The 22,766-nt window shown below is 67.0% G+C and carries 17 protein-coding genes; 14 read left to right on the top strand and 3 right to left on the bottom strand.

Annotation, left to right across the window (positions count from 1 at the left end; translation table 11 throughout):
* Nucleotides 1-284 precede the first annotated feature (284 nt).
* Nucleotides 285-833: a hypothetical protein gene (locus OHS82_RS02590; protein ID WP_328433165.1), complete on the bottom strand. Its 549-nt coding sequence runs from the start codon at nt 831-833 to the stop codon at nt 285-287.
* Here OHS82_RS02590 and OHS82_RS02585 point away from each other — a divergent pair.
* The 12 genes from OHS82_RS02585 to OHS82_RS02530 all read left to right on the top strand — a co-directional run bounded on the left by OHS82_RS02585 (nt 795) and on the right by OHS82_RS02530 (nt 20,067).
* Complete coding sequence (locus tag OHS82_RS02585) at nt 795-4,895, top strand: nSTAND1 domain-containing NTPase (RefSeq protein WP_328433164.1); 4,101 nt, start codon at nt 795-797, stop codon at nt 4,893-4,895. The genes OHS82_RS02590 and OHS82_RS02585 overlap by 39 nt on opposite strands.
* 573 nt (nt 4,896-5,468) lie before the next feature.
* Nucleotides 5,469-7,334: a peroxidase family protein gene (locus tag OHS82_RS02580; RefSeq protein ID WP_328433163.1), complete on the top strand. Its 1,866-nt coding sequence runs from the start codon at nt 5,469-5,471 to the stop codon at nt 7,332-7,334.
* A gap of 160 nt (nt 7,335-7,494) precedes the next feature.
* The gene (locus OHS82_RS02575; protein WP_328433162.1) at nt 7,495-8,934 is read left to right on the top strand and encodes an MBL fold metallo-hydrolase; all 1,440 of its coding nucleotides are present in this window, start codon (nt 7,495-7,497) and stop codon (nt 8,932-8,934) included.
* Between the two features lie 29 nt (nt 8,935-8,963).
* Complete coding sequence (locus OHS82_RS02570; protein WP_328433161.1) at nt 8,964-10,121, top strand: JmjC domain-containing protein; 1,158 nt, start codon at nt 8,964-8,966, stop codon at nt 10,119-10,121.
* A gap of 31 nt (nt 10,122-10,152) precedes the next feature.
* Nucleotides 10,153-11,967: an MBL fold metallo-hydrolase gene (locus tag OHS82_RS02565; protein WP_328433160.1), complete on the top strand. Its 1,815-nt coding sequence runs from the start codon at nt 10,153-10,155 to the stop codon at nt 11,965-11,967.
* Nucleotides 11,964-14,309, top strand: coding sequence for a lantibiotic dehydratase (locus OHS82_RS02560; protein ID WP_328433159.1), 2,346 nt, complete (start codon nt 11,964-11,966; stop codon nt 14,307-14,309). The genes OHS82_RS02565 and OHS82_RS02560 overlap by 4 nt, the downstream gene beginning before the upstream one ends.
* On the top strand, nt 14,257-15,033 hold the full coding sequence (locus tag OHS82_RS02555; RefSeq protein ID WP_328433158.1) for a thiopeptide-type bacteriocin biosynthesis protein: 777 nt from the start codon (nt 14,257-14,259) through the stop codon (nt 15,031-15,033). Before OHS82_RS02560 ends, OHS82_RS02555 begins: the two co-directional genes overlap by 53 nt.
* Nucleotides 15,034-15,047: 14 nt before the next feature.
* The gene (locus OHS82_RS02550; protein ID WP_328433157.1) at nt 15,048-16,292 is read left to right on the top strand and encodes a YcaO-like family protein; all 1,245 of its coding nucleotides are present in this window, start codon (nt 15,048-15,050) and stop codon (nt 16,290-16,292) included.
* Complete coding sequence (locus OHS82_RS02545; protein WP_328433156.1) at nt 16,289-17,650, top strand: TfuA-like protein; 1,362 nt, start codon at nt 16,289-16,291, stop codon at nt 17,648-17,650. Before OHS82_RS02550 ends, OHS82_RS02545 begins: the two co-directional genes overlap by 4 nt.
* Entirely contained in the window at nt 17,643-18,566 is a 924-nt protein-coding gene (locus tag OHS82_RS02540; RefSeq protein ID WP_328433155.1) for an MsnO8 family LLM class oxidoreductase, read from the top strand. Before OHS82_RS02545 ends, OHS82_RS02540 begins: the two co-directional genes overlap by 8 nt.
* The gene (locus tag OHS82_RS02535) at nt 18,563-19,165 is read left to right on the top strand and encodes a DUF6445 family protein (RefSeq protein ID WP_328433154.1); all 603 of its coding nucleotides are present in this window, start codon (nt 18,563-18,565) and stop codon (nt 19,163-19,165) included. Before OHS82_RS02540 ends, OHS82_RS02535 begins: the two co-directional genes overlap by 4 nt.
* Entirely contained in the window at nt 19,162-20,067 is a 906-nt protein-coding gene (locus tag OHS82_RS02530; protein ID WP_328433153.1) for a cupin-like domain-containing protein, read from the top strand. The genes OHS82_RS02535 and OHS82_RS02530 overlap by 4 nt, the downstream gene beginning before the upstream one ends.
* A 28-nt stretch (nt 20,068-20,095) precedes the next feature.
* Here the strand turns inward: OHS82_RS02530 and OHS82_RS02525 are convergent, their stop codons facing one another.
* Entirely contained in the window at nt 20,096-20,437 is a 342-nt protein-coding gene (locus OHS82_RS02525; RefSeq protein WP_328433152.1) for a hypothetical protein, read from the bottom strand.
* Nucleotides 20,438-20,891: 454 nt separating this feature from the next.
* Between OHS82_RS02525 and OHS82_RS02520 the strand changes: the two genes are divergently transcribed.
* Both OHS82_RS02520 and OHS82_RS02515 read left to right on the top strand, forming a co-directional pair.
* Nucleotides 20,892-21,248: a hypothetical protein gene (locus tag OHS82_RS02520; protein WP_328433151.1), complete on the top strand. Its 357-nt coding sequence runs from the start codon at nt 20,892-20,894 to the stop codon at nt 21,246-21,248.
* Nucleotides 21,249-21,374: 126 nt separating this feature from the next.
* The gene (locus OHS82_RS02515; protein WP_328436013.1) at nt 21,375-21,845 is read left to right on the top strand and encodes a helix-turn-helix domain-containing protein; all 471 of its coding nucleotides are present in this window, start codon (nt 21,375-21,377) and stop codon (nt 21,843-21,845) included.
* A gap of 118 nt (nt 21,846-21,963) precedes the next feature.
* Here OHS82_RS02515 and OHS82_RS02510 read toward each other — a convergent pair whose 3' ends face one another.
* Entirely contained in the window at nt 21,964-22,323 is a 360-nt protein-coding gene (locus OHS82_RS02510) for a hypothetical protein (protein WP_328433150.1), read from the bottom strand.
* Nucleotides 22,324-22,766: the final 443 nt, after the last annotated feature.

Raw genomic sequence — 22,766 nt, 5'->3', positions numbered from 1 at the left:
GCTTGCGCCCTCCATCCCAGGCGCAGGCCAGTGCCGCCACGGGCTGCCCGCCATTTCGGAGGCAAACCCAACCTCCAGAGCGCCACTGGCGTGATGGAGTGATCACGTGCAACCGAGGTGCTGCACGCAACCGTCCTTCTGGCATGACGCCCCCTGCCGCCCCGCCCTGGCCGTACTGCCAGGAGGGCGCCACAGCCCAAGATCCGGTCGGCTGCCGCGGCATTCACGTGCCGGGACACACGACGTGCCGAAGCGATGCCACGTTCGAGGTCCTCGTGCCGTCATCAGGGGGTTATGCGGTTGGACTCTCCGCACGGGCAAGTCCATACGCCGGAGCGCCAACCGGAGTTTCTCTCCACGGCGACGGGTCTGCGGCACCGTCGGCATGACTGGGAGTAGACGACGTTCGAAGGCTGCACGGCGTTCCGCAGACGTTCGATGTCCTTGCGCAGGGCTGCGCGTTCCTTTTGCAGTTCCGCGTCGCGGCGCTTGAAGTCCTCCTCTTGCAGCTGCAGGGCGCGAAGCCGCGCGTCCAGGTCGCCCTGGGCGGCTTTCAACGCCCTGAAACGCCGGCGCAGCTCCTCCTCGATCGCGGGGTAGCGCCGGCTGCGTTCCTGCAGTGCCCCGAGTTCGGCTTCGCGGCGTTGCAGATCTTGAGCGCGCTCGCGCAGGTCCCGCTCTTCACGGTCTCGTCGGGTCTGCCAATGGTCCATGTGCTGGTCGGCTTCGAGTGTGATCTGGGCGCAGTATTCGGCTTCCGCCTGAGCCTCGGCGGTGAGCTTGCGGGCCTCGTGGTGGGCTTCCCAGTAGGCGTCCAGGCGTGCCTGGTCCACCTCCTGCTGCGCCTTCGCTCTCACCGCGTCGGCCTCGGCGGCGCGAGGCAGGAGGCCGGCGACGGCTTCGCCACAAACCTGCTGCCCGCCGTCGCCCGCATCCACCGACCGGACGGGACGGTCGCCGGCACTGGGTTCCTGGTCGCCGAACGGACCCTGGTCACCTGCGCGCACGTCGTCGAGGCGGCCGGCGGCGGCCCCGGCAGCGAGATCCGGCTGGCCTTCCCCCACCTTGACGGCCAGCTGATGACCGGAGACGTTCCGGCCGACCTGTGGCGGGCCGCCAACTCCGAGGACGTGGCCTTCGTCCGCCTGCCCGCCACGCCGCCAGGGGCACGGCCGCTGCCGCTGGGCTCCGCGGAGGGCTGCCGGGGCCACCGCGTGCGCTCCTTCGGATTCCCCGCCCAGGCACCGCCCGAGGGCCACTACGGCTACGGCACCGGCGGCGACATCCTGCCCGGCGCAGACGGCCGCTGCACCCACCTCCAGCTCACCGACGCCAACGACCTCACCACCGGCTTCAGCGGCGGACCCGTCCTCGACGACGTCACCGGCCTGGTCCTCGGCATGCTCACCGAGATCACCGCACCCGACGCCTTCGAACGCGGCCAGGAGATCGCCTACGCCACTCCGACACAGGTCCTCCGCGAGGTCCTCCCCGAACTGACGGAACAGCAGGTGTGCCCATATCGGGGCCTGGAACCGTTCACCGCGGAACATGCCCGGTGGTTCCAGGGCCGTCAGGACGCCGTGCGACAGGTTCTGACCAACCTCGCCCGGCAGCGCCGGCTCACCCTGCTGCTGGGGCCGTCGGGATCGGGCAAGTCGTCCCTCATCCAAGCGGGCGTACTGCGCGCCCTGGCCGAGGGCCTGCTGCCCGGCAGCGACCGCTGGCTGCCCGTCCTCGCCCGCCCCCGCCAGGACATGCTCACCGAGATCGAACGCGCCGGACTGCCCGGCGCGGGCGACGAGGGCATCACCGCGGCGGTCAACCGCCGACTCGCCGCAGAACCTTCCTACCAGCGCGTCCTGCTGGTCATCGACCAGTTCGAAGAACTCCTCGTCCAGAGGTCCGACGGCAGGCTGCGGGAGTTCCTGGCCGTCATCGACGAGGTCATCTCCGCCGCCGACGCCTACACCAAGATCACCGTCATCCTGATCATGCGGGACGACTTCTACCCCCAACTCGCTGCGCTCGCACCCAAGTTGCTCGAGGCGGCCATGCCGGGCCTGCTCAACGTGCCCGGCACGCTGAGCAGGCAGGACCTGCACGACATCATCGCGCTGCCCGCCCACGACGTCGGGCTGCACTTCCAGCCGGGACTGCCCGAACAGATCATCATGGACGTCCTGGAGACCACCCCCGGGGCCTCCCTCACCCGCGAGGCCCCGGTCACGGTGCTCCCGCTGCTGGAGATGACGCTCAGTCAGCTGTGGGAGCGACGCAAGGACGGCTATCTCACCCACGCGGCCTACCAGCGCATCGGCGCCGTCAGCGGCAGTGTGACCACGTGGTGCGAGAGCGCGCTGGGCGAGCTGTCCCGCGAGCAACAGGTCATCGCACGGCGCGCCCTGACGTCCCTCGTCCATCCCGCCGACCCCAGCCACAACATCACGGCCGTCCGCACCCAGGTTCCGCTTGACGAGCTGCGCGCCCTGGCCGCCGACCCCACCGACGGCGAGTCGGCCTCCGTCGACGCGGTCATCGCCTCCCTCGCCCGTCATCGCATCATCACCACCCAGACCCTGCACGGTCCGCGCGATCCTGACGACTCTCCCGGCGAGCCAGTGGCCGAACTGATCCACGAGGCGCTCATCCGCGACTGGGGCGCTCTGCGGGAATGGGTCAACCAGGACCACCGCTTCCAAGAGTGGCTCAGCCACACCCACGAACGGCAGGCCCGCTGGGCGGCCGGGGGCAAGGACCCCGGCGATCTCCTCGGCGGAACGGCCCTCGGGGAGGGCCTGGAATGGTCCCGCCGACGCCATCTCCCCTCCGATGTCTCGGAGTTCCTGAACGCCAGCCGGCAACGGCAGCGGGCCGCGATCCGTCGCGGCAGGAGGCTGAGCGCCGTGCTCGGGGGGTTGCTGGTGCTGGCGTTGTTGGCGGCGGGGGGTGCGGTGTGGCAGTGGCGGTCGGTGAACGAGGCGCGGCGTGCGGCCGTGTCACGGCAGCTGGCGGCACAGTCGAATGAGGTCAGCGGGACGAACGCGGACCTCGCGTCGTTGCTGGCGGTGCAGGCCTATCGCAGCAGCCATACGGCCGAGGCCGTGGAGGACCTGCGGACCACGGCTGCGCTCCTGCCGATGCACCGGCGGCTGTCGGGGCACGCCGGTGACGTGTACCGGGTCGCGTTCAGCCCGGACGGCCGCACCCTTGCCAGCGCCAGCGCCGACAAGACCGTACGGCTGTGGGACGTGGCCACAGGCAAACGCGGCCCAGTTCTCCGGGGGCCCACCGACGTGGTGTGGTCCGTGGCGTTCAGCCCCGACGGCCGCACCGTCGCCGGCGCGAGTGCCGACAGGACCGTACGGCTGTGGGACACCCGCACCGGCAAACCAGGCCGCGTCCTGCGAGGGCACACCGCCCAGGTGAACGCGGTGGCCTTCAGCCCCGACGGGCGCACGATCGCCACGGCGAGCGACGACAAGACGGCACGGCTGTGGAACGCGGGTACCGGCAAACCCGGCCAGGTCCTCAAGAAGCACACCGATGCCGTGATCGCGCTGGCCTTCAGCCGCAACGGTCGCACACTGGCCACCGTCGGGTGGGACTACGTCACCCAGTTGTGGGACATGCCCAGCGCAAAACCCCGCATCGCCCTCAGCGGATATGTCGAACAGGTGGTCGGGGTGGCTTTCAGCCCCGACAACCGCACCCTGGCCACGGTCGGCCTGGAACGCCCGGTGCGACTGTGGGACGTAGCCACCGGGACGCCCCGGGATTCCCTCAACGGCGCCACCGACCTCGTCTTCGCGGTGGCGTACAGCCCCAATGGCCGCATCCTCGCCACCGCCGGACGTGACAAGGTCGTACGCCTATGGGACACGCACATCCGCCGGTCGCGGAAAATTCTCGCCGGGCATACGGATGCGGTGACCGCGGTTGCCTACAGCCCTGACGGCCGCACCATCGCCAGCACGAGCGCCGACAAGACCGCCCGCCTGTGGGACGCCGCCACGGGCAGGTCCCGCACCATCCTCAAGGGACACACCGACAAGGTGGCCGCGGTGGCGTTCGGCCCCGACGGCCGCACCATCGCCACCGCCGGCGCCGACAAGACCGCCCGCCTGTGGGACGCCGCCACGGGCAGGTCCCGCACCATCCTCAAGGGACACACCGACGAGGTGGCCGCGGTGGCGTTCAGCCCCGACGGCCGCACCGTCGTCACCGCCGGCGCGGACAAGACCGCCCGCCTGTGGGACGCCAGGACCGGCGCTTTCCGCATGTCCCTCGACAGACACACCGACACTGTGTACGGGGTGGCGTTCAGCCCCGACGGCCGCACCATCGCCACCGCCAGCGCCGACAAGACCGCCCGCCTGTGGGACGCGAAGACCGGCAAGCCGCGCTTGGTCCTCAAAGGGCACATCGACGAGGTGAACGCGGTGGCCTTCAGCCCGGACGGCGATACGGTCGCCACTGCGAGCGACGACAAGACGGCGTGGCTGTGGGACGCGGACAAGGGCACACCGCGCGCCATCCTCAAAGGACACAGCGCCGAGGTCTACGGAGTCGCCTTCAGTCCCGACGGCCACCTCGTCGCCACCGCGAGCGTCGATTTCACCGCCCGTGTGTGGGACGCGCATACCGGGAGGACCCGTACGCCACTCAGCGGGCATGCCGCCACGGTGAACTCGGTGGCTTTCAGCCACGACAGCCATACCCTCGCCACCGCCGACGACGACAAGACGGTCCGCCTGTGGGACGCCGTCGCCCTCGCCGAACCCTCCGAAGCCATCCAGCGGATCTGCCGAGTCGTCCACCGCGACCTCACCCCACAGGAACGCGCCGCCTACCTTCCCGACGAGTCGGTCTCACCGGTGTGCCCGTCCCGCTGAAGCGCGCCCTACCTCGTACGGCCAGAACGCGTCACGTGGCCGACCACGGGCCGTGGTCGGGGTGCGGTGCTGTTCCGACATGCGGCCGGACCGAACTTCTCCTAGCGTTGCGTTTGGTGGCATTTCATCCCGCTGCGGGTGTTGGCCGCGTCTGCGTCATCGCGGCAGTGGTCGTCGCGATCCGAGCCCCTAGGGAGCCACCGTGGCCAGGCAACGCGTCCACGTGTCGTCCGGGGTTTCGCTCTTGGACGCGATCACCGGGCTGCCGGTACGCACTCCGCTCACTCGGCGCCCCGGCCCGCGGAGTGCGGGGCCGTTCTGGTGGCCGGGTCCGCCGTGCCGCCGCTCCATAGTGCCGCCCTGACCGACGCTCACCTCCGCTGTCCGCACGTTGTCGTCCGCCGGCCGTCCGGGCAGAAGCTGCCGGAATGACACCCGAGTCCGGCGTTCCGCGAGCCGGCACGGGATGCGACCACGTCATCGGCGGGGGAGCCGGCGGGGGCCATGGGCAGCCTCCGCCGGTCTGGTCAGCCCGATGCAGGACCCACCACGAGTGCCCCAAGGAGTACCACCGTGAGCAAGCAACGACCCTACTCCCGCCGCTCCCGATCCGGATTCGCGTCTCTCCCGTGGAGAGTCGCCGGTGGCATCGCCGAATACGTCGATCGGCGCATCGGCTGGGACAAGCTGGCCGTGATTCCTGGCCTGGCGATCCTTTTCGGCGTGCGTGTGAGACTCCGTCAGGAGAACCTCCACGACACCACGCACCTGCCCTCGGTGAACCTCCCCGATCCCGGGCCGCAGTCCGAGAAGCACAAGGTCAACCGGAGCGCCGACGGCAGCTACAACGACCTCGACGAGCCTCGGATGGGCATGGCGGGCACACGCTTCAACCGCAATATCCCGCTGGACAAGATCGCGTCGGCCACGCCCGAGGACGTTCTGTCCCGGCCGAACCCGCGCGACGTCAGCCGAGCCCTGCTCACCCGGCACGAGTTGATCCCCGCCGAGACCGTCAATTCGCTCGTCTCCGCCTGGCTGCAGTTCATGATTCGCGACTGGTTCAGCCACGGGACGAGCCCCGCGGACCGGCCCTGGGAAGTACCCCTCATGGACGACGATCCCTGGCCGGAACACCCGATGCGGATCATGCGGACACCGGACGACCCGACCCGGGACCCGCAGGCGGGTGCCGACATGCCCGACACACGCGTCAACGTCTCCTCCCACTGGTGGGACGCGTCGCAGATCTACGGGTCGAGTGAGGCGGAGCAACGCCAACTGCGCACCGGTGAGCTGGGCAGGCTGCGGCTGTGGGATGACGAGCAGACCCCGTTCCCCGACCCCTCTCGCGATCCGTCGCGAGTGCCCGGCTTCTGGCTGGGCCTGGTGCTCATGCAGAGCCTGTTCGCCCGGGAACACAACGCCATCTGCGATCACCTGCATGCCGCGTATCCGTCCTGGGACGACGAGGAACTGTTCCAGCGGGCGCGGCTCGTCAACTCCGCACTCATCGCCAAGATCCACACCGTGGAGTGGACGCCGGCCGTGATCAGCCATCCCACGACCGTCAAGGCCCTGCGAACCAACTGGTGGGGACTCGCGGGCGAACGCATGCACCACCTCCTCGGCCGGATCAGCGACAGCGAGCTCGTCAGCGGCATCCCCGGTGCCGAAACGGATCACTACGGTGCCCCGTTCGCCCTCACCGAGGAGTTCGTCGCCATCTACCGCATGCATCCGCTCATCCGCGACGAGTGGCACCTGCGCTCCGCCGTCGACAACGAGACCCTGCGCCGCTGCACCTTGCGTGAGATCTCCGGACCCGAGGCGCTGAAGGTCCTCGAGACCACGAGCATGGCCGACCTGCTGTACAGCTTCGGCACGCTCCACCCGGGTCTGGTCACCCTGCACAACTTCCCGAAGTTCCTCCAGGAGTACCAGCGACCCGACGGGCACCTGCAGGACCTTGCTGCCACCGACATCCTGCGCAGCCGGGAGCTGGGCGTCCCCCGCTACAACGAGTTCCGGCGGCTGCTGCGCATGAAGCCCGCGGCAAGCTTCGAGGACCTGACAGACAATCCGATGTGGGCCGAGGAGATCAAGCGACTGTACGACAATGACATCGAGAAAGTGGACCTGACGATCGGGATGTACGCCGAGAAACTCCCGGACGGGTTCACCTTCAGCAACACCGCGTTCCGCATCTTCATTCTGATGGCTTCGGTCAGGATGAGCAGTGACCGCTTCTTCACCTCGTATTACACCCCGGAGGTGTACTCCAAGGCCGGAATGGCCTGGATCGACGACAACACCATGGCCACGGTGATCCTGCGGCACCATCCGGAGCTGCGCCCGGCTCTCACGGGGCTGACAAATGCGTTCGTGCCGTGGCACGGCGCACAGGTCGACGCGGAAGTTCCCGACAGCCGGGAGTAACGACCCATCACTCATCTCGGGGAAGCTCCGACCGGGCCGACACGGTCAGACCGATCCCAGTCCTCCCCGCTGTACGGTTTGGGTCGCGCTAGCATCCCCCTTGGCCCCGATACCTTCGCACAGAGGATTTCGTGAAGAGTGCCCAGCCAAGGGAAGCAAGATGATCGTTCCTAACGGAGCGACGCTGCACGTCATCGAGCGAGAGCCGGAGGCTCTTCCTTTCGTGGGCCAGCTGCTGCAGCGGTGGATGGCTCTCGAATTCGATACGCAACAGTGCAGGAGGGCAGTCGAGGAGCTGTTCCGCCATCCCGCTTTCCCGGTCGATGAATCTCTTCTTGACGCGCGAGCGGTCACCGATGGAGGCATCGTCGCCACCGAGGCGCTCCTTCACCCGTCCGCGGATTACGCATTTCGCCTCCGCTTGTTCAGGGAGAACGGCAGTGCGGAGCAGGTGACCACGCGGTTCGACACGTCCATGGCCGTCGACGTCGCGTCGGTACTGCGCTCACTGACCGGTGACCCGGAGTCCGTGCCGGATCTCTCGTGGCTGCCGCGCACGTTCTGCGCTCTTCTCACTCACGGTGATTCCGTGCCGATGCCCGGTTTCCCACGCATCGAGGGTCCCGGTATCTATCGCCGCGAACACGGATGCGTCGTCATTCGGTCAAGGACAACGAGCGTGCTACTGGATCCGGTGTCCTTCTGGATGCCCCAGGCGCCCCGGGACCCCATCGCCGTCGAGGGCGGGATCGATGCGGTCTTCATCACCCACGGGCACGCTGATCACTACAGTGTTCCGTCCGTCCTGGCCCATGCCGACCCGGCCCGAACGACCGTGGTCGTCCCGCCGGTGCCACGCACCAGCCTGCTCGCTCCCAACGACATGTTGCGGAGCCTCAGACTTTTCGGCCTCAACGCACACGCACCGGAGTGGGGATCCTCCATCGTCATCGGCGACATCCATGTCGATGTCCTGCCCTTCTTCGGAGAGCAACCTGTCCGTGAGGGACAGGCGCCCCACCCCGATCTGCGGAACTGGGGGAGCTGCTATCGCTTCTCGACCCCTGACTTCACAGCGGTTTCGCTGATCGACAGCGGTGTCGATCCGCTCGGTGACATGGCGGACGTCGTCCGTTCCTCACGAGACGACCACGGGCCTGTGGACTTCTTCCTCAGCTCACTGCCACGCTTCCACTGTCCTTTCTTTTTCGGACTTCCGCACTACTACCTGGCTCTGCCGTTCGACAGGCTGCGGGAGCTGTTCACGCAATTCCGAATGGGAAGACTTCCGAGCGTCACTCCTGGTCCCGACGGCATTGTGGATGTCTGCCGAGCGGGGCGGCCGCGCTATTACCTCCCTTATGGAAACGGGCTCGAAGGGGTCGGAAAAAGGATCGGAGATGTTGGCATGAGCATGGGTGAGCCTCCGGAGTGGGAGCTGGTGTCCTACCTGACCGATCGCTTCCAGGGCGAAGGTATTCCGACCCGAGCGATCGGCTGGAATCCTGGTGACTGGATCTCCGTAGACCGAGGACGAGCGGACCGGATGGTCTATGAACGAGCATCCCGCTCGGCAGAGAAATCGTATTCTCTGTCATGATCCGAGCGAACAGAGGCGAAAAGCCAGCGGTGAACGCCGAACGTCTTATTTTCCCGTCCCTCATCGAGCCGCTCGGCGTCAAGGAGTTCGAGCAGGACATTAGGGGCGGACGTGAGTGGTTCGGGACGGGCAGTCCGGACCGCTTCGCCCACCTGCTGTCGTGGCGCAGCCTCAACGAGTTGATCCGTTACCGGCGGCCACCTGCCCCCAGATTTCGGCTGGTGAAGTTCGGGAGAGCCGTACCGGAATCGGACTACCATCGCACCGTTCACACGCTGCGCGGCCCACTCAGGATGCTCGACACCGCCCGCCTCCTCGCAGAGATCCGCAAGGGCGCCACCATGGTCTGGGACGCCATCGACCAGGCCCACTCGCCGATTCACGCCCTGAAGCAGGAGATCGAACGTGCGCTACGGGTCTTCGCCTTCGTCAACATGTACGCGAGCTGGGGCGATGTGGGCGGCTTCCCGGAGCACTGGGACGACCACGACGTGTTCGTGATCCAGCTCCTGGGGCAAAAGCACTGGCAGGTGCAGTCACCCACACGCAAATGGCCGTTGCCCGACGACTTCGGCGAGCCGCCGACCGAGTACGCGAACGAGTGGACGCTTACTCCAGGCAGCGTGCTCTATCTGCCCCGCGGCTGGTGGCACAAGGTCACCCCGCTGAATCAACCCTCACTGCACCTGACCATCGGCGTACTCCGGCCCACCAACGCGGACTTCATGACGTGGCTGGTACAACAGGCGACCGCATGCGACCTCATGCGTCAGGACATCCCTGTTCTGGACGACGACCAGGCACGCGCGCGGCACGCGGCGGCTCTGCGCTCGGTCCTGGACGAATGGCTCGCCCCGTCGGCACTCCGACTCTTCGACGCCACACAGTCGAAGACGCACTACCTCGATCCGCGTCCGACGCTGCAGGCTCTCGACCACATCGGTCCGGGAACATGGGAAGCGGACTCGAGGGTGGTTCTGTTGAGCACGCGAGCAGAGATCCGCCGGCGCGACGGCGGCGTCGTCCTCGTCGTGGCCGGTGACGAGTGGTGGGCGCCGGCCCAAGCCGAGCCGTGTCTTCGCGCACTCGTCGAAGGACGGCCGATAGGCGTCGACGTGTTCAGCGGACACGCGACAAGCTCTCTCGTCTCCGAGCTCGTCGCCTCGGGAGTCGCAGCGGTGATCTGATGAACCGAAAGTTCACACCAAAAGGTGGCGAATGGAACTCTCACTAAGCAGTGCGGTCGAGTTGCACCTGGCCTACGCGGATGACAGCCCGTTCGGTACGACGGTATCCGGGCAGCTCGAAAGAAAGCTCAAGGAACGCTTTCGCCCCGCGATCGAAACCCTGCGGCGTGACGCGCTGGATGCGGTCGAGCGGGCTCCAGAGATCCTGGACCGCCTAGGGCTCGACGGTGCCGGCGAGATCTTCGACGCGTGCAGAATTCGCGAAGAACTGAGCTTTCCGGTGCCCTCACAGACCCGTCCGGCGGCGATCGTTCTGTACCGCGATCGCCTCGCTCCCCTGCGGCTGCCCGTCGGCCCGGAACTCGCCGGTGACCTGGCGGCATGGATCGGCGAGTGGCAGCACAACGCCTCCAGGCCCGCCCCCGGCCCGGCACGCGACCTGTGGGAAGCGCTGTACGAGCTCCAGTGCTTCGCGGCGCCGCGCCCGCCGACCCGCACGCGCGGGGCGGCCACGTTGGTCGGCCATGCGACCGTGCTGCTGTCGAGCCCGCGAACCAAGATCCTGATCGACCCGTTCCTTATGCCGCGCGACGAGCGGTTCCCGGCCGGTTACCAGCCGCTGACCCACGGCGACCTCTCACCCGACGCTGTCCTCGTCACCCACTCCCACCGGGACCACTTCCACGTCGACAGTCTGCTCCGGCTCGGTCGGGATACGCCGGTCGTCGTGCCCGAGGTGGCGCGAGAGTCCTCCTTGGCCATCGACATGGTCTACCGGCTGAAGGAGCTCGGCTTCACAGACGTGCGGGCACTCGGCTGGAACCAGCAGACGGTCATCGGCGACTTCCGTGTCGTCGCACTGCCGATGTACGGCGAGCAGCCCACCGACGACGCACCGCTCCCGCCCGACATCCGCAACACAGGAAACACGTATCTCGTCGAGGGAGAGGGGCGCCGCTACGCCTTCCTGGCGGACGCAGGCCGGGACCACCTCGGCGACGTCCGCTCGCTGGCGAAAGAGGCCTACGAACGGTACGGGCCCATCGACGTGCTCTTCGGCGGCTATCGGCCGTGGCGGCTGTACCCGATCCAGTATCTGACGAGCTCCGTCCCGCAGTACCTGCTATACACCCCACGATCCCTGTGGCAGACCCGGCAGACGATCATGAGTGACTCGCAGGCTCTCCTCGACACGGCGGAACGATGGCACGCCCGCCACGTGGTCCCCTACGCAAACGGAGGAGCACCCTGGTACTGGCAACTCGGACTGGGGGCTGTCGCAGACGGCTCCGCCACCCCCGGGGAGACACACTTCGATCCACCGCCGGAAGCGGTCGTCCGTGCCGCCGCGGAACGCTCGGAGAACGGCGTGCGCGCGCTCGCCTCACCAGTCAGGACCCTGCTCATGAGGCCGGGCGAGTCGATTCGGTTCGACAGCCGGGGCGAGGCCGACGTTGTCGCCAACCACGGCCACGTCTGGCCCTACAACGACGTCGACGCTCTGCTTTCGGCACCCGGTTCCACGCAGGAGCCTGTGGGACTGTCGCGCAAGCGGGTCCTCCTGCGGCTCCTCGCCCTTGAGGAGATGCAACGCCGCGGCCTCACCGTGAGCACGCAGCAGGTTGCCGACATGAGCGACGATCTACGGCGCCGGCACGGCCTGACCGACCACGCGGACATGGTCGCCTGGCTCGACCGGGCGGGACTCGGCATGGCCGAGTACTGCGAGATCCTCTTCGAGTGGCAGGGAGTCCTCCGCCTGGAAGAAGCCATGTCCGATCTCATCGAGAAACGCCTGGCCGGTCAGCGGGCCTTCGCCACCATGCGGGCCGTGGGCCGGGCATGACACCGGATGACTGCATCGAGGAGATCGCTCCGCAGATCGTCGTGCGTGCCGCGCTCTTTCCGCTCTGCAAGGTCCTCGGATTGCGCGACAAGGACCTCGCCGCGCTGGCCGCCGACGTGGGGACCCGGTCCACGCAAGCATTCGAGCAGGCATACCTGGAGAGCGTCGAAACGCAGCGGCGGGCGCTCTTCGAAGCGACCATCGACGACCCCCGATTCTCCAGAGCGTTGTCCCTGACCAACGACGCCCTCAGCCGGCACCTCACGACCCGGCACCTGCGCTCGGCGCCCCGGGACAAGCGAGCGCGTCGCCTGGATGCGACGCTGTACCGCTACCTCGCCCGCGCGGTGTGGCGAACCCAGCCGTGCGATCTGTGGGCAGGCGTCACGGTCGCGGACTGGGGGGACGCCACACGAATCCGGGCAGAGCCCGCGCGCTACGCGATCGCCCCGGACCTGCGGCCGTACCAGTTCATCGTGCAGTCACTGGCGCACACCGAACTCTATCTGGACCGGGGCGTGTACAAGCTGAACCCGACGCTGACCCTGGACGAGGAGCGGACCCGCTGGCGGTACACCGTCCGCGACTTCTCGTCGATCGCGTCCATGGAGCGCCCGCGCAGTCCTGGGATCGACGCACTCCTGACCACCTTGGCGCAGATGCAACCGGCACCGCTGTCCGTGATCGCTGCCGAGCTGCGCGAGCACGGCTTCCACGCCCCCGAACTGAATGACATGCTCGTGTCCCTGGCCTGCGCGGGTCTGCTGGTGGGCGGCCTTGCCTTTCCCCACACCTTCGTCTCCGCCTGGGAGGCGGTGACGTCCGTCCCACGACTCCTGCACGAACAGCACGCACAGCCCTGGAGGTCCGCAGTGCTGCGGCTTCGACGGGCCTGCCGCCTCCTCGAACGGGAGATGAGCACCATCCCCCTCGGACGGCTCCACGCGGTGCTGGACGAGGCCCGTACCATCCCCCGTGAACTAGCAGCCGAACTGGACGTCGAGCCTCCGCCCTTGCCCCGCTCCGTCCTACGCTGCGACACGAGCGCCCCGTTCAGCCTTGTCCTCGGACCCGAGGACAAGACACGTCTGACCGCCGCCGTCGCGGAATTCGATCTCTTCGAGCGATGTCACGGAGTCACGGCAGCCGCGCGTGCCGTGCATCGGAGGCTCGTGGTCAGCGGCCATGACAGGACGGCGCGCGAGAGCACGGCCGAATTTGGACGGGTGCCGACACAGGAGTCGGCCTGGCGCGCTTCGGGGTCCGACCACGTAGTCGGGCGACGGCTCCTGCGCTGGTCCGAGTGGCTGGCAGGCAGCACGTCGCCCAGCGACCACCTGTCCGACGGGTTCCCCGAGGAAGTGCTGCCCCCGCCCATCGGCGGGCTGATCGTCCGCCCGACAGCCACGGGCTACCGGATCGCGGCAAGCACGTCCGAGGTGGCCGCCGCCTACGGCCGGTTCGGACACCTCTGGTTCGGTATCGGCAGCAGGGCGCGTCGGAAGTTCGAGAACAATGCCCTGCACGGGTGGTACCGAAGGAGCCTGACCCGCGTCGCGCGAGAAGCGGATCTCGAAGTCGTCGAGTACGTCGGACCGTGCGAGGCCATGCCGAACATGCTCGCTCGACCGCCCTTTCCCTTCCTGCAGTGGGATCGATGGGGAACCTCGTCGTCCTACCGCAGCGATCAGCTCGGCGTGGTGCTGACCGCGGACGACGCCCCGATCGTGGTCGCCGCCGCGCAGGAGCAGGCCCGCCCCATGGCCATCTGCTGCTTCTCTCCCGCCAACATCGGCTACAGCGAGCCGCATCTCGAGACGCTGCTGCTGTCGTCCTTCCGGGACACGCCGGACTGGTTCGCTCTGGAGCTCCCCACGGAAGCCGAGCTCGCCCAGTCCGCCCCCTCTCCGGTCCTGCTGCTCCCGAGCGGCAACTCCGTGAAGCCGAGGAGAACCGTCATTCACGGTGCCACTCTCACGGAGCTCGCCCTGGCCCGGCGCTCGCGGGGTTTCCTTCTCTGGCAGGACCTGGCACGCCGACACGACTGGCCCGAGCTCCTCCTCGTGAGCCGAGACGCCGGCTCACCCCTGCTAATCCCCCGCGACAGCCCGCTGGCGGTGGAGGCGATGTTGCACGGGCTGAGCGACCGGGCCGGCTTCCTCTGCGTCGAGGAGCCCGGTGATCAGGTGCAACTCTTCAATGACGAGGGCGAGGCGTTCACCGTTGAGTTCATCGTGCCGTTCCTGCGCCGCCGACACGCGTGGTCCCGTCTGGTATCAGGCCAACCTGGTGCTGCCCGTCACCCGCACTCCGGGCAGCGACCCGATGCCCGGCATCTTTGACGCCGTATTCGAAATGGTCGACGAGCTGACCGAGAGCAAGCGGATTTCCTGCTTCTTCTTCGTTCGAAAGCCGCCAGGTCTCAGGCTCCGCTTCCTACTGTCGGAACCCGGCGGAATTGCCGAAAAAAGGATTAAGAACTGCTGTGATGTCCTGGTCGGACGCCGGATCGCCGAACGCTGGTTCGCGAGTGTCTATGAGGCCGAGACCTTCAAGCTGGGAGGCCCGGAGGCGGTCGAGGCCGTGCACTCCTATTTCTCCACGGACAGTCGGGCGTGGTGGCGGTGGGGGCGGATGGCGCAGAAAAAAGCGACCGTCGATGCGCGGCTGCTTTCCCTCGCAGTGCTCAACGACCTGTTCCTTCGATTTCTCGAGTTTCCCGAGGAAATCTGGGATGTCTGGTGTCGCGTCACCTGCCTGCACGGGGCCCGTGTCCTCGGTGAAAGCAGCGCCGTCGCCGTACCTACGATCGAGCGAATTATCGGCCATCTTGGGCCGGAAGAGTCAGCGATTCTGCATGCCTATGCGTCGGCGAATACCATAATGGCAACACGGTTCAGCGAGTTGCACGAGCAGGGCAGGCTCCTGTTCGCGTATCGATTCGTTCTGCCACACGTGGCTCTGTACCACTGGAACCGCTACGGCTTCACGCCGTCCGATCGCACCCACATGTTCAACGCCATGACGCACGCGTGGTCACCGCATGCCGTTGGCCCCGGCTCGTAGGACTCAAGGAAAACATGCGCATTTTCAACCGGGACTACCACCAGCCGAAGAGGTTCCTGCCTGGCACGAGACGAGCCCGAACTCCAGCCGAGACAATGCAGGACTTCGGACGGCACATGCCACAGGTCGGTATCACCCGCCTGGCCGACGTCACCGGCCTGGACGTCATCGGCATCCCCGTCGTCCAGGCCATCCGCCCCAACTCCCGTTCTCTTTCCGTCTCACAGGGCAAGGGCGCCGACATCGAGTCGGCAAAGGCCTCCGCGATGATGGAGGCCATTGAACTCTGGCATGCCGAGAACATCGAAATTCCGTGCCTCCACGGTTCCTACAACGCGCTGCGCCGTCGCCACAACCTCGTCGACCTGCACCGGCTGCCGTTGGTCAAGGGCGGGAGGGTACGGCTCGAACAGCAGCAGTCCTGGCTGCCGGGCTGGGACCTGTTGTCCGAGACACAGGTCTGGGTCCCGTTCGAGTTCGTCAGTATGAACACGGTCGGAGTCACCCAGGCGACGATGACCTTCCTGGGCACGTCCAACGGTCTGGCGTCGGGGAACCACCTTCTGGAGGCCATCGAACACGCGCTGTGCGAAGTCATCGAACGTGACGCGCACGCGTTGAGCTGCGCGCAGGGAACGGTCGACTCACCCGGTGCGAAGATCGACGTCGACACGATCGAAGAACCTTCACTCAGGGAACTGATCGACCTGTGCCGCGCCGCCGGCATGGAACTGGCGGTCCTGGAAATGGCTTCCGAGGTGGGCGTTGCGACGTTCCGCGCCGGATTGCTGGAGCGGGAGGAGCGCGGCCAATGGAATCGACTGGGCGCGGAATGGGGATGTGGCACACACCTCTCGCCCGTCGTGGCGCTCAGTCGTGCCGTCACCGAGGCGGCCCAGGCACGGTTGACCGTCATCGCCGCGAGCCGTGACGACAATCCGCCGGCGGTGTACGCGGGATCCCAGGGCATTTGGAGCGCCCAGGCATTCAGGGACAGCATCTTCACGGCCCCCGGTGTGCTGCCTTTCCTGCCACACGCCCGGCAACCGGAGACGGACTCCTTCGAGGGAGACCTCGAAGTCATGCTGACCGCCCTCCGTGCGGCGGATGTCGACCAGGTGGTGGTGGTCGATCTGACCAAACCGGACATCGGTATTCCCGTAGTGAAGGTGATCGTGCCCGAGTTCGAATCCGCGCCGTTCGTGGCCGGCTATGTGGAAGGCCGACGTGCCCGCGCCGCCAGGAAAGGGAAGTCATGAAGGCAGTCCACGTGTTTCTCGGACCCAGCCTGACCCGGGCGGATGCCCGCGCCGTCCTTCCCGCCGCGACATACTTGCCACCGGCGAAGGCGGGTGACGTCTACCGGGCGGTGCGGAATGGCGCCAAGGTCGTAGCGATCATCGACGGATACTTCGAACAGGTTCCCGCGGTCTGGCACAAGGAGATCCTGTACGCGCTGTCCAGGGGCGTGCACGTCCTGGGGGCCTCAAGCATGGGGGCGCTGCGGGCCGCGGAACTGCATCCCTTCGGCATGGTGGGCGTCGGGCAGATCTTCGAGGCGTACCGCGACGGCGTGTACGAAGACGACGACGAGGTCGCCGTCATTCACACAGCGGAGGAATCCGGCTTCGCAGTGCTGTCCGAAGCCATGGCCAACATCCGCGACGGGTTGCGCCAGGCGATGAAGCGCGGATACATCGGACTGGCGACGCACGACACGGTGCTACGGGAGATGAAACGACGCCATTACGCCGAGCGCACCTGGTCGCTCGTGCCGGAGATCGCGCGGAACACGGATCTTCCTCGGTCGGAGTCGGACGCGCTCGTCAAGTTCGTCGAGAACGAGGCACCCAACCGGAAGCGGCTTGACGCTCTCCAACTGCTCATGGAGATCGAGCAGGCCAGCTCCAGGTTCGAAGAACCCTTCAAGCCGCCCTTTGAGTTCGAGTCGACGGTCTTTTGGGATCAGCTTGTCAGCGGCGTTCGAAGCGGCCCGGGAGCCAGTGCCGGCGTTCCCATCGGGGCGATTCGCAGTCACGTCGGCGTTGTGGAGGACGACGCCGACGCGATCTTCGAGGGCGCACTGACGATGTACCTGGTCGTCAAGGAAGCCCACCGGCTGGGAATCCGGACGGAGCCGGAGCAGGTCGCACGCGTCACCGAGCGCTTCCGAATGGCACAGGGACTGGTGACGCCGGAAACGACACAGGACTGGCTCAGCAGGAACATGATGGCAGAGGAGGAATTCTCCGCCCTGATGGAGGTCCTCGCACTCGTCGAGAGCGTGGCCAGGCACCACTCGGCCGGACTCGACGCCTTTCTTCCCGCAGAGCTGCAACGGCGGGGCCGATTCGGGACGGTGGCGACGGCTGTCGCCGAAAAGCGCGACGCCCTGGCCGAGTTCGGCAACACTTTTCCCGCCGCGGAGGACGTCGGAACGACCACAGACGATCTCCTGAGCTGGTACGAACAACGGTTTCGGACGCTTGATACGTCGTTCGACGATCACATCCGTGCACGCCGGTTCCACGACGGCAGCCAGTTCGTCTGCGAGCTCCTCCTGGAGTACGTCCGGGAAGGCGAAAAGAAGACGATTACGGTGCGCGCGGATGGTTGAGCGTCCCCTCAGGATCGGTCTTCTCGACTTCAGCTGGGCCTGGACCAGCCGGTCCCCAGGCGAGGCACTCCAGGACACGTTGGCGCTCGCAGCACGCGCCGAGGCGCTGGGCTACTCGCGCTACTGGCTCGGGGAGCACCACGTACAAGGACATGCCTGCGGCAGTCCTCAGGTGCTGACCGGCGTCGTCGCCGCGGCAACGAACCGGATCCGGGTAGGCGTCGGGGCGATGCTCCTGCACTACTGGGCCCCGCTCAAACTGGCCGAGGATTTCCGCCTGCTGGAAACGCTGTTCGGCCGTGTCGACCTGGGAGTCGGCCGCGGCCGTGCGGACAGCCTGGCGTCACATCGCGCGCTGCTGGACGGGCGAGCGGCCGGCGACGGTCTGCTCGATGACCAGGACTACGGTGCGAAGCTCGACGACCTCGTCGGTCACCTGCGGAACTCCCTGGCACTCGGCCATCCGCATGCCGGGGCGCCGGTGATCCCGGAGAGTGCTGCCATGCCGGAGGTGTGGATCTGCGGATCGGCCGGCGCGGCACGTCACGCGGCGCGCGTCGGCGCACGGTTCTGCTGCACTCTCTTCCACGGCGGCATCGCTCCGCCGACCAATCTCATCCGCTACAGGAAGGAGTTCCGCCCCTCCGGCGAACTCACCGAGCCCTTTGCGGCCATCGCCGTTGCCGGTGTGTGCGCCGAGACCGAGGCGGAGGCGAGAGCGATGCGCGACTGCTTTCCCAATCCCAACTACCTGCCGACCGTGGTGGGAAATCCGGAGCAGTGCAAGTCCAGAATCGAGCAATTCTGTGCGGAATACGAGGTGGATGAGGTGATTCTGCTGGACATCGCCCCGGACAGGTTCAGCCGAATGAGGTCGGCAGAGCTTCTCGCGCAAGCACTCCGGCTCGGATCATGAAGCACTGCGTCCTCGTTGTGGACGACTTCTACGATGATCCCGACGCAGTGCGCGAAGAAGCGCTCCGACTGGTATACCTTCGCCCCGAAGGCGTCAACCACCCGGGTGTCACGGCCGAAGGCCCTGCCGACGTCTCCGCGACCATGACCCGCTTCTCGAAGCTGTTGGGCGGAATCGACCTCAAATACCAGCGGCCTCAGGGGTCGTTCCGGATCACCACGGCCGACGACATGGTTCTGCGTACTTCAATGGTCCATGTGGACACCCCCGACTTCAGCGCGATTGTGCACTTGTCGAAGGCGGAGACCGAAGGCACGTACTTCTACCGCCACAAGGAATTGGGCATCGAACGGGTGTCACCCGAGGACAACATCCGCCCAGAAGTTCGGCGCGCAATCGAAACGGACACATTGGATCCGCGTGCGTGGGAGATCGTGTACAACGTCCCCATAAAGTACAACCGTCTGCTCATCTTTGACGGCAAGTACTTCCACTCGGGCGCTCGCCGGTTCACGGGAGCCGACCTGGCCGACGGGCGGATGACCCAGAACTTCTTCTTCTACCGGGCTCAGGCCGATAATGAGGTGCAGGCAGGATGAAATCGCGGTCCGGAACAACTCCGCGGCAGGGCGACACCGCGATCGATCCACGCGCCCCTGCCTTGCCCCACCCCCTCGTCCGGGACGAGTACCAGGCGATCGCCGATCTGCTGCCGGAGTTCAGTGAGGAGGCGCTACGCAAGTCCTATCGAGGGCAGGCGATGGAAATCATTCTCGGCGCGCTCCGTGTCCGGCAGAGCTTTCCGCGGGCTCACCGATTCGACATGACCGAACTCCTCGCGTGGGAACGACGCACCAAGGCGGTGATGTCGGCCGGGCAGGCGTTCGACGTGATCCATGATCCGTCCTTTCGGACGCTGAAGCCGTACGCCGTCATCCCCGTACAGGCTTTTGGAGAGCCCTTGCGCTCCGTCATCATGGAAATTCACCGGCGACTGACTCTCGACCCGTACGGATTCGCGCTGCTGTGGATCGGCTGCGGCGGATACGTGACCCCCCTGCACCATGACGGCGAAATGGTGCACGGCCGTTGGAACCTCGTCGTGCGTGGCAGCAAGCAGTTCGACTTCGTTCCCCCGTCCTGCCGGCGCGTGCCGCGACTTCCGGTGTGGGACCTCTGCAGGCGGTTCAGCCCGATGTACACGTCCCCCGTCCCCGAAGCATGGCTCTCGGACGGTACCGGCGCCCGTCGCGCCCATCTCGGGCCCGGGCAGATGGTCACCTGGGGCAGACGCTGGTGGCATCGCGTCGAGATCGACGACTCCGCCGTCACCATCACGCTGTCCACCCGGGGCCACCGGCCGCAGGAGAGGCTCCGGCCACGGGCGCTCACCCAGAGGCTGGGCGTCAGGTTCTTTGGGGAGGTGGAGCAGTACCTTGAGTCTCTCGACATCCAGCCACCGGTGAGGACGCCGGACGAACTGCGTTCGCTGTGCCGATGACTGTCAGCGGCCCTGGGCGTCCGTGGTGTCAGCGCTCGGGTTGCTCGGCCTTGATGACGAGCCAGTCGGCATCGATCGGCTCTTCGGTCGTGAGTCCGCCGTGCCAGCACATCGCCGTCCCGTTCGCGCTCGCCTTGACCGATGCGCCGAGATTCGCGATCTCCTGCCGTACCCGGCGGTGCTCGCCGAGAACGGCCTGGATCTCGGACTCCGTGAAGGAGAACCCGAGTTTACGTCCTTCTTCGAGTGCCACCTTCGCGAACTCAGACGGGCTGAGTTCGTCGGTGCCGAGGCCCAGTTCCGGGTGTTCGGGAATGTAATCCCTGCAGAACTTTTCGAAGGTCATCTTTTCCTTGTTGGGGCGTGTCATGTCGTATCTCCTGTCATTCAACTGACGCGACGGGAACCGTGCTAATTCCTACCATAAGGAACATGACGTCGCATGCCATCCATCCGATGCGGGCGGGTGATGCAAGGCTGTTCGGGTGAATTCGCGTGCGAGTCGCGTGCCCGCGGTGAATGCGTCGAGCGTAGGAGAGACGCTTCCACACCCCCGCCGGTTACCATGGGCACTTCGTACCGCAGGCTGGAAGCGACAGTGGCCAGCTCCAGCCCAAAGCCTCTCCGTAAAGTTGTTTGGCGGTCCGGAAGAGTGGGGTGTGGCTCTAAAGTCGCTTGCCCCCGGTGGCTCCGGTGGAGTGGCCGCCTCGCTCTTCGGGACGCCCGGCCGCTGATTGAGATGTGCGATCTGATCGCTGCTTACGGAGCTGACGGTGGGTGTTCCTCGGGCCGAACGGCATGCTGCCTGAACCGAGGAGACGCACATGGCCGAGCATCAGACTCATCCCGACCCCGCCCGGTCACACATCCGGCTGCCACCGCCTCGCGTCGAGGCGGAGGCGCTGTCGTATCCGCGCGTAGGATCACTGCACGTGGCACACACCTTCGAAGAACTCGTGCAGATGCAGCTGACCGCCGACCAGGCACACGCAACCGTGCTGGCTCTACGCGATCAGGATGACCCGGCTGCCTACGAGGCCGCATGGCAGGCGTGGCGAGACCGCGCCGACGAGGTCCAGGCTGCGGTGACCGAACACGCGAAGGAGCAGGGCAAGATGCGCGGCGGCGTGGAGCTTGAGGTCAAGCGGCAGGTCCGGCACGGAGAGCCGGCGAAGAGCTAGTGGCTCGACTTGCATCCTTGGCCGGGTAATCGATGTGCTGCCCGGTGGTCAGCAGACTGTCTCCAGGATCTGATCTTGGAGGTGGTCGTGGGGTGTCGACCGAGTGTGTTCGTCGGGCCGGTCAGCATGGACGAGGGTCGCAGGCTGCAGCGGATCAGCCGAACTGCGAAAGACCCGGTCCGGCTGCGCCGAGCGATCGTGGTGCTGATGTCCGCCCAGGGCCAGGTGGCCACGGACGTCACCGCGCTGATGCAAGTCAGTGAGGACTACGTCCGCGATGCCATCCACGCCTTCAACGAGCGGGGGTTCGATGCGATGGACCCAAAATGGAGCGGGGGACGCCCGAAGGCGATCGGTGAGCGGGTGCGTGAGCCCATCCGCCTGATCGCCCGGACGTCCCCCGCGGACTGGGACATCGCCGCGTTCTCCACCTGGAGCCTGTCCAAGCTCGCCGAGCACCTGGTGGAACGGCAGGTGGTGCCGGCGATCAGCCGGGAGACCCTGCGGCGCATTCTGCGCGAGGGCAGAGTCTCCTGGCAGGCCGCCACCACGTGGAGACCTCCTCGACGACGACGGCCGGCTCCCCGCTATTCCTGAGGGCGTGCGAACGCCGTCAAGGGCCAGTTACAACCGCCCTACCTGCCGCCCCGAACTCATGGCCCCATCATCCGAGGCAGCCACACCGAAGGTGCCACAGACGTCCCCCGCGACGCCCTCAGGCCTCTTGGCCGCACAGCCCACTGCTCCAGCCCTGGAAGCGATCGCTCCCCAGGCCGCCGAGGAGACCGCGCTGCCAGACCCCGAACCGTCTGGCGACGCAGCCCCCGAGTCGTGGGAAACGCTCGTTGAATGCCAGCGTGTGGCCAACGCTGCGCGGGACGCCCTTCATCAGCTGAGCGATCACGAGGAGCGCAAGCGGCAACGACACGTCTGGTTCGAGGCCGCGCACGCCGCACAGTCCGCGGTCACGCGCTACGCCTTGTCCCGAGGCCTCAACCGGTTCGAGGTCGAGCAGACCGTGCGAGGCGCAGCGCGCGAGGAACCGGGTGTCGGGGCGTCGGCCGGACAACGCCACGCGCAAGATTGAAGGGGCGGCCGCAGCCAGGAGCTGCGGAACGCCCGATGGCGCGGAGGTGCCTCCGGCCGCCTGCCACGCGTTGACGTACTCGCCGAGGTCCTTCCCGCGGACGCGGGGGTGCGCCGGCTACGGAGCGCCCGCCCCCGAGCCGGTACGCGTCCTTCCCGCCGACGCGGGAGTCCTTGGCAGGTCAACTACGACGCGACCCGCGGCGACGAATGTTCACCGCCGCCGCGGGGGTGGTTCGCGACTGCACCGCACACGCAAGGGACAGCTCCGTCCTCCCCGCCGTCGCGGGGTGCTTCGCCCAAGCCGGCCGCCGCCGAACCCGCGACGCGCGCGTGGGAGAAGTGCTGTCTTGCACCTGAAGCCTGGGGCGCACTGCCGTCCGTTCGGCTTGCCGACCACCTGACCTCAGCCGTTTCCTCCTGGGAGCACAT

Source organism: Streptomyces sp. NBC_00425, from assembly GCF_036030735.1.
Classification (GTDB): Bacteria; Actinomycetota; Actinomycetes; order Streptomycetales; family Streptomycetaceae; genus Streptomyces.
This window is presented reverse-complemented; position numbering and strand designations above follow the sequence as displayed.

Coding starts and splice junctions, on each gene's coding strand:
- OHS82_RS02525 (WP_328433152.1), bottom strand. CDS start 20,437: ATGACACGCCCCAACAAGGAAAAGATGACCTTCGAAAAGTTCTGCAGG.
- OHS82_RS02545 (WP_328433156.1), top strand. CDS start 16,289: ATGAAGGCAGTCCACGTGTTTCTCGGACCCAGCCTGACCCGGGCGGAT.
- OHS82_RS02520 (WP_328433151.1), top strand. CDS start 20,892: ATGGCCGAGCATCAGACTCATCCCGACCCCGCCCGGTCACACATCCGG.
- OHS82_RS02565 (WP_328433160.1), top strand. CDS start 10,153: ATGGAACTCTCACTAAGCAGTGCGGTCGAGTTGCACCTGGCCTACGCG.
- OHS82_RS02535 (WP_328433154.1), top strand. CDS start 18,563: ATGAAGCACTGCGTCCTCGTTGTGGACGACTTCTACGATGATCCCGAC.
- OHS82_RS02560 (WP_328433159.1), top strand. CDS start 11,964: ATGACACCGGATGACTGCATCGAGGAGATCGCTCCGCAGATCGTCGTG.
- OHS82_RS02515 (WP_328436013.1), top strand. CDS start 21,375: ATGGACGAGGGTCGCAGGCTGCAGCGGATCAGCCGAACTGCGAAAGAC.
- OHS82_RS02540 (WP_328433155.1), top strand. CDS start 17,643: ATGGTTGAGCGTCCCCTCAGGATCGGTCTTCTCGACTTCAGCTGGGCC.
- OHS82_RS02575 (WP_328433162.1), top strand. CDS start 7,495: ATGATCGTTCCTAACGGAGCGACGCTGCACGTCATCGAGCGAGAGCCG.
- OHS82_RS02550 (WP_328433157.1), top strand. CDS start 15,048: ATGCGCATTTTCAACCGGGACTACCACCAGCCGAAGAGGTTCCTGCCT.
- OHS82_RS02530 (WP_328433153.1), top strand. CDS start 19,162: ATGAAATCGCGGTCCGGAACAACTCCGCGGCAGGGCGACACCGCGATC.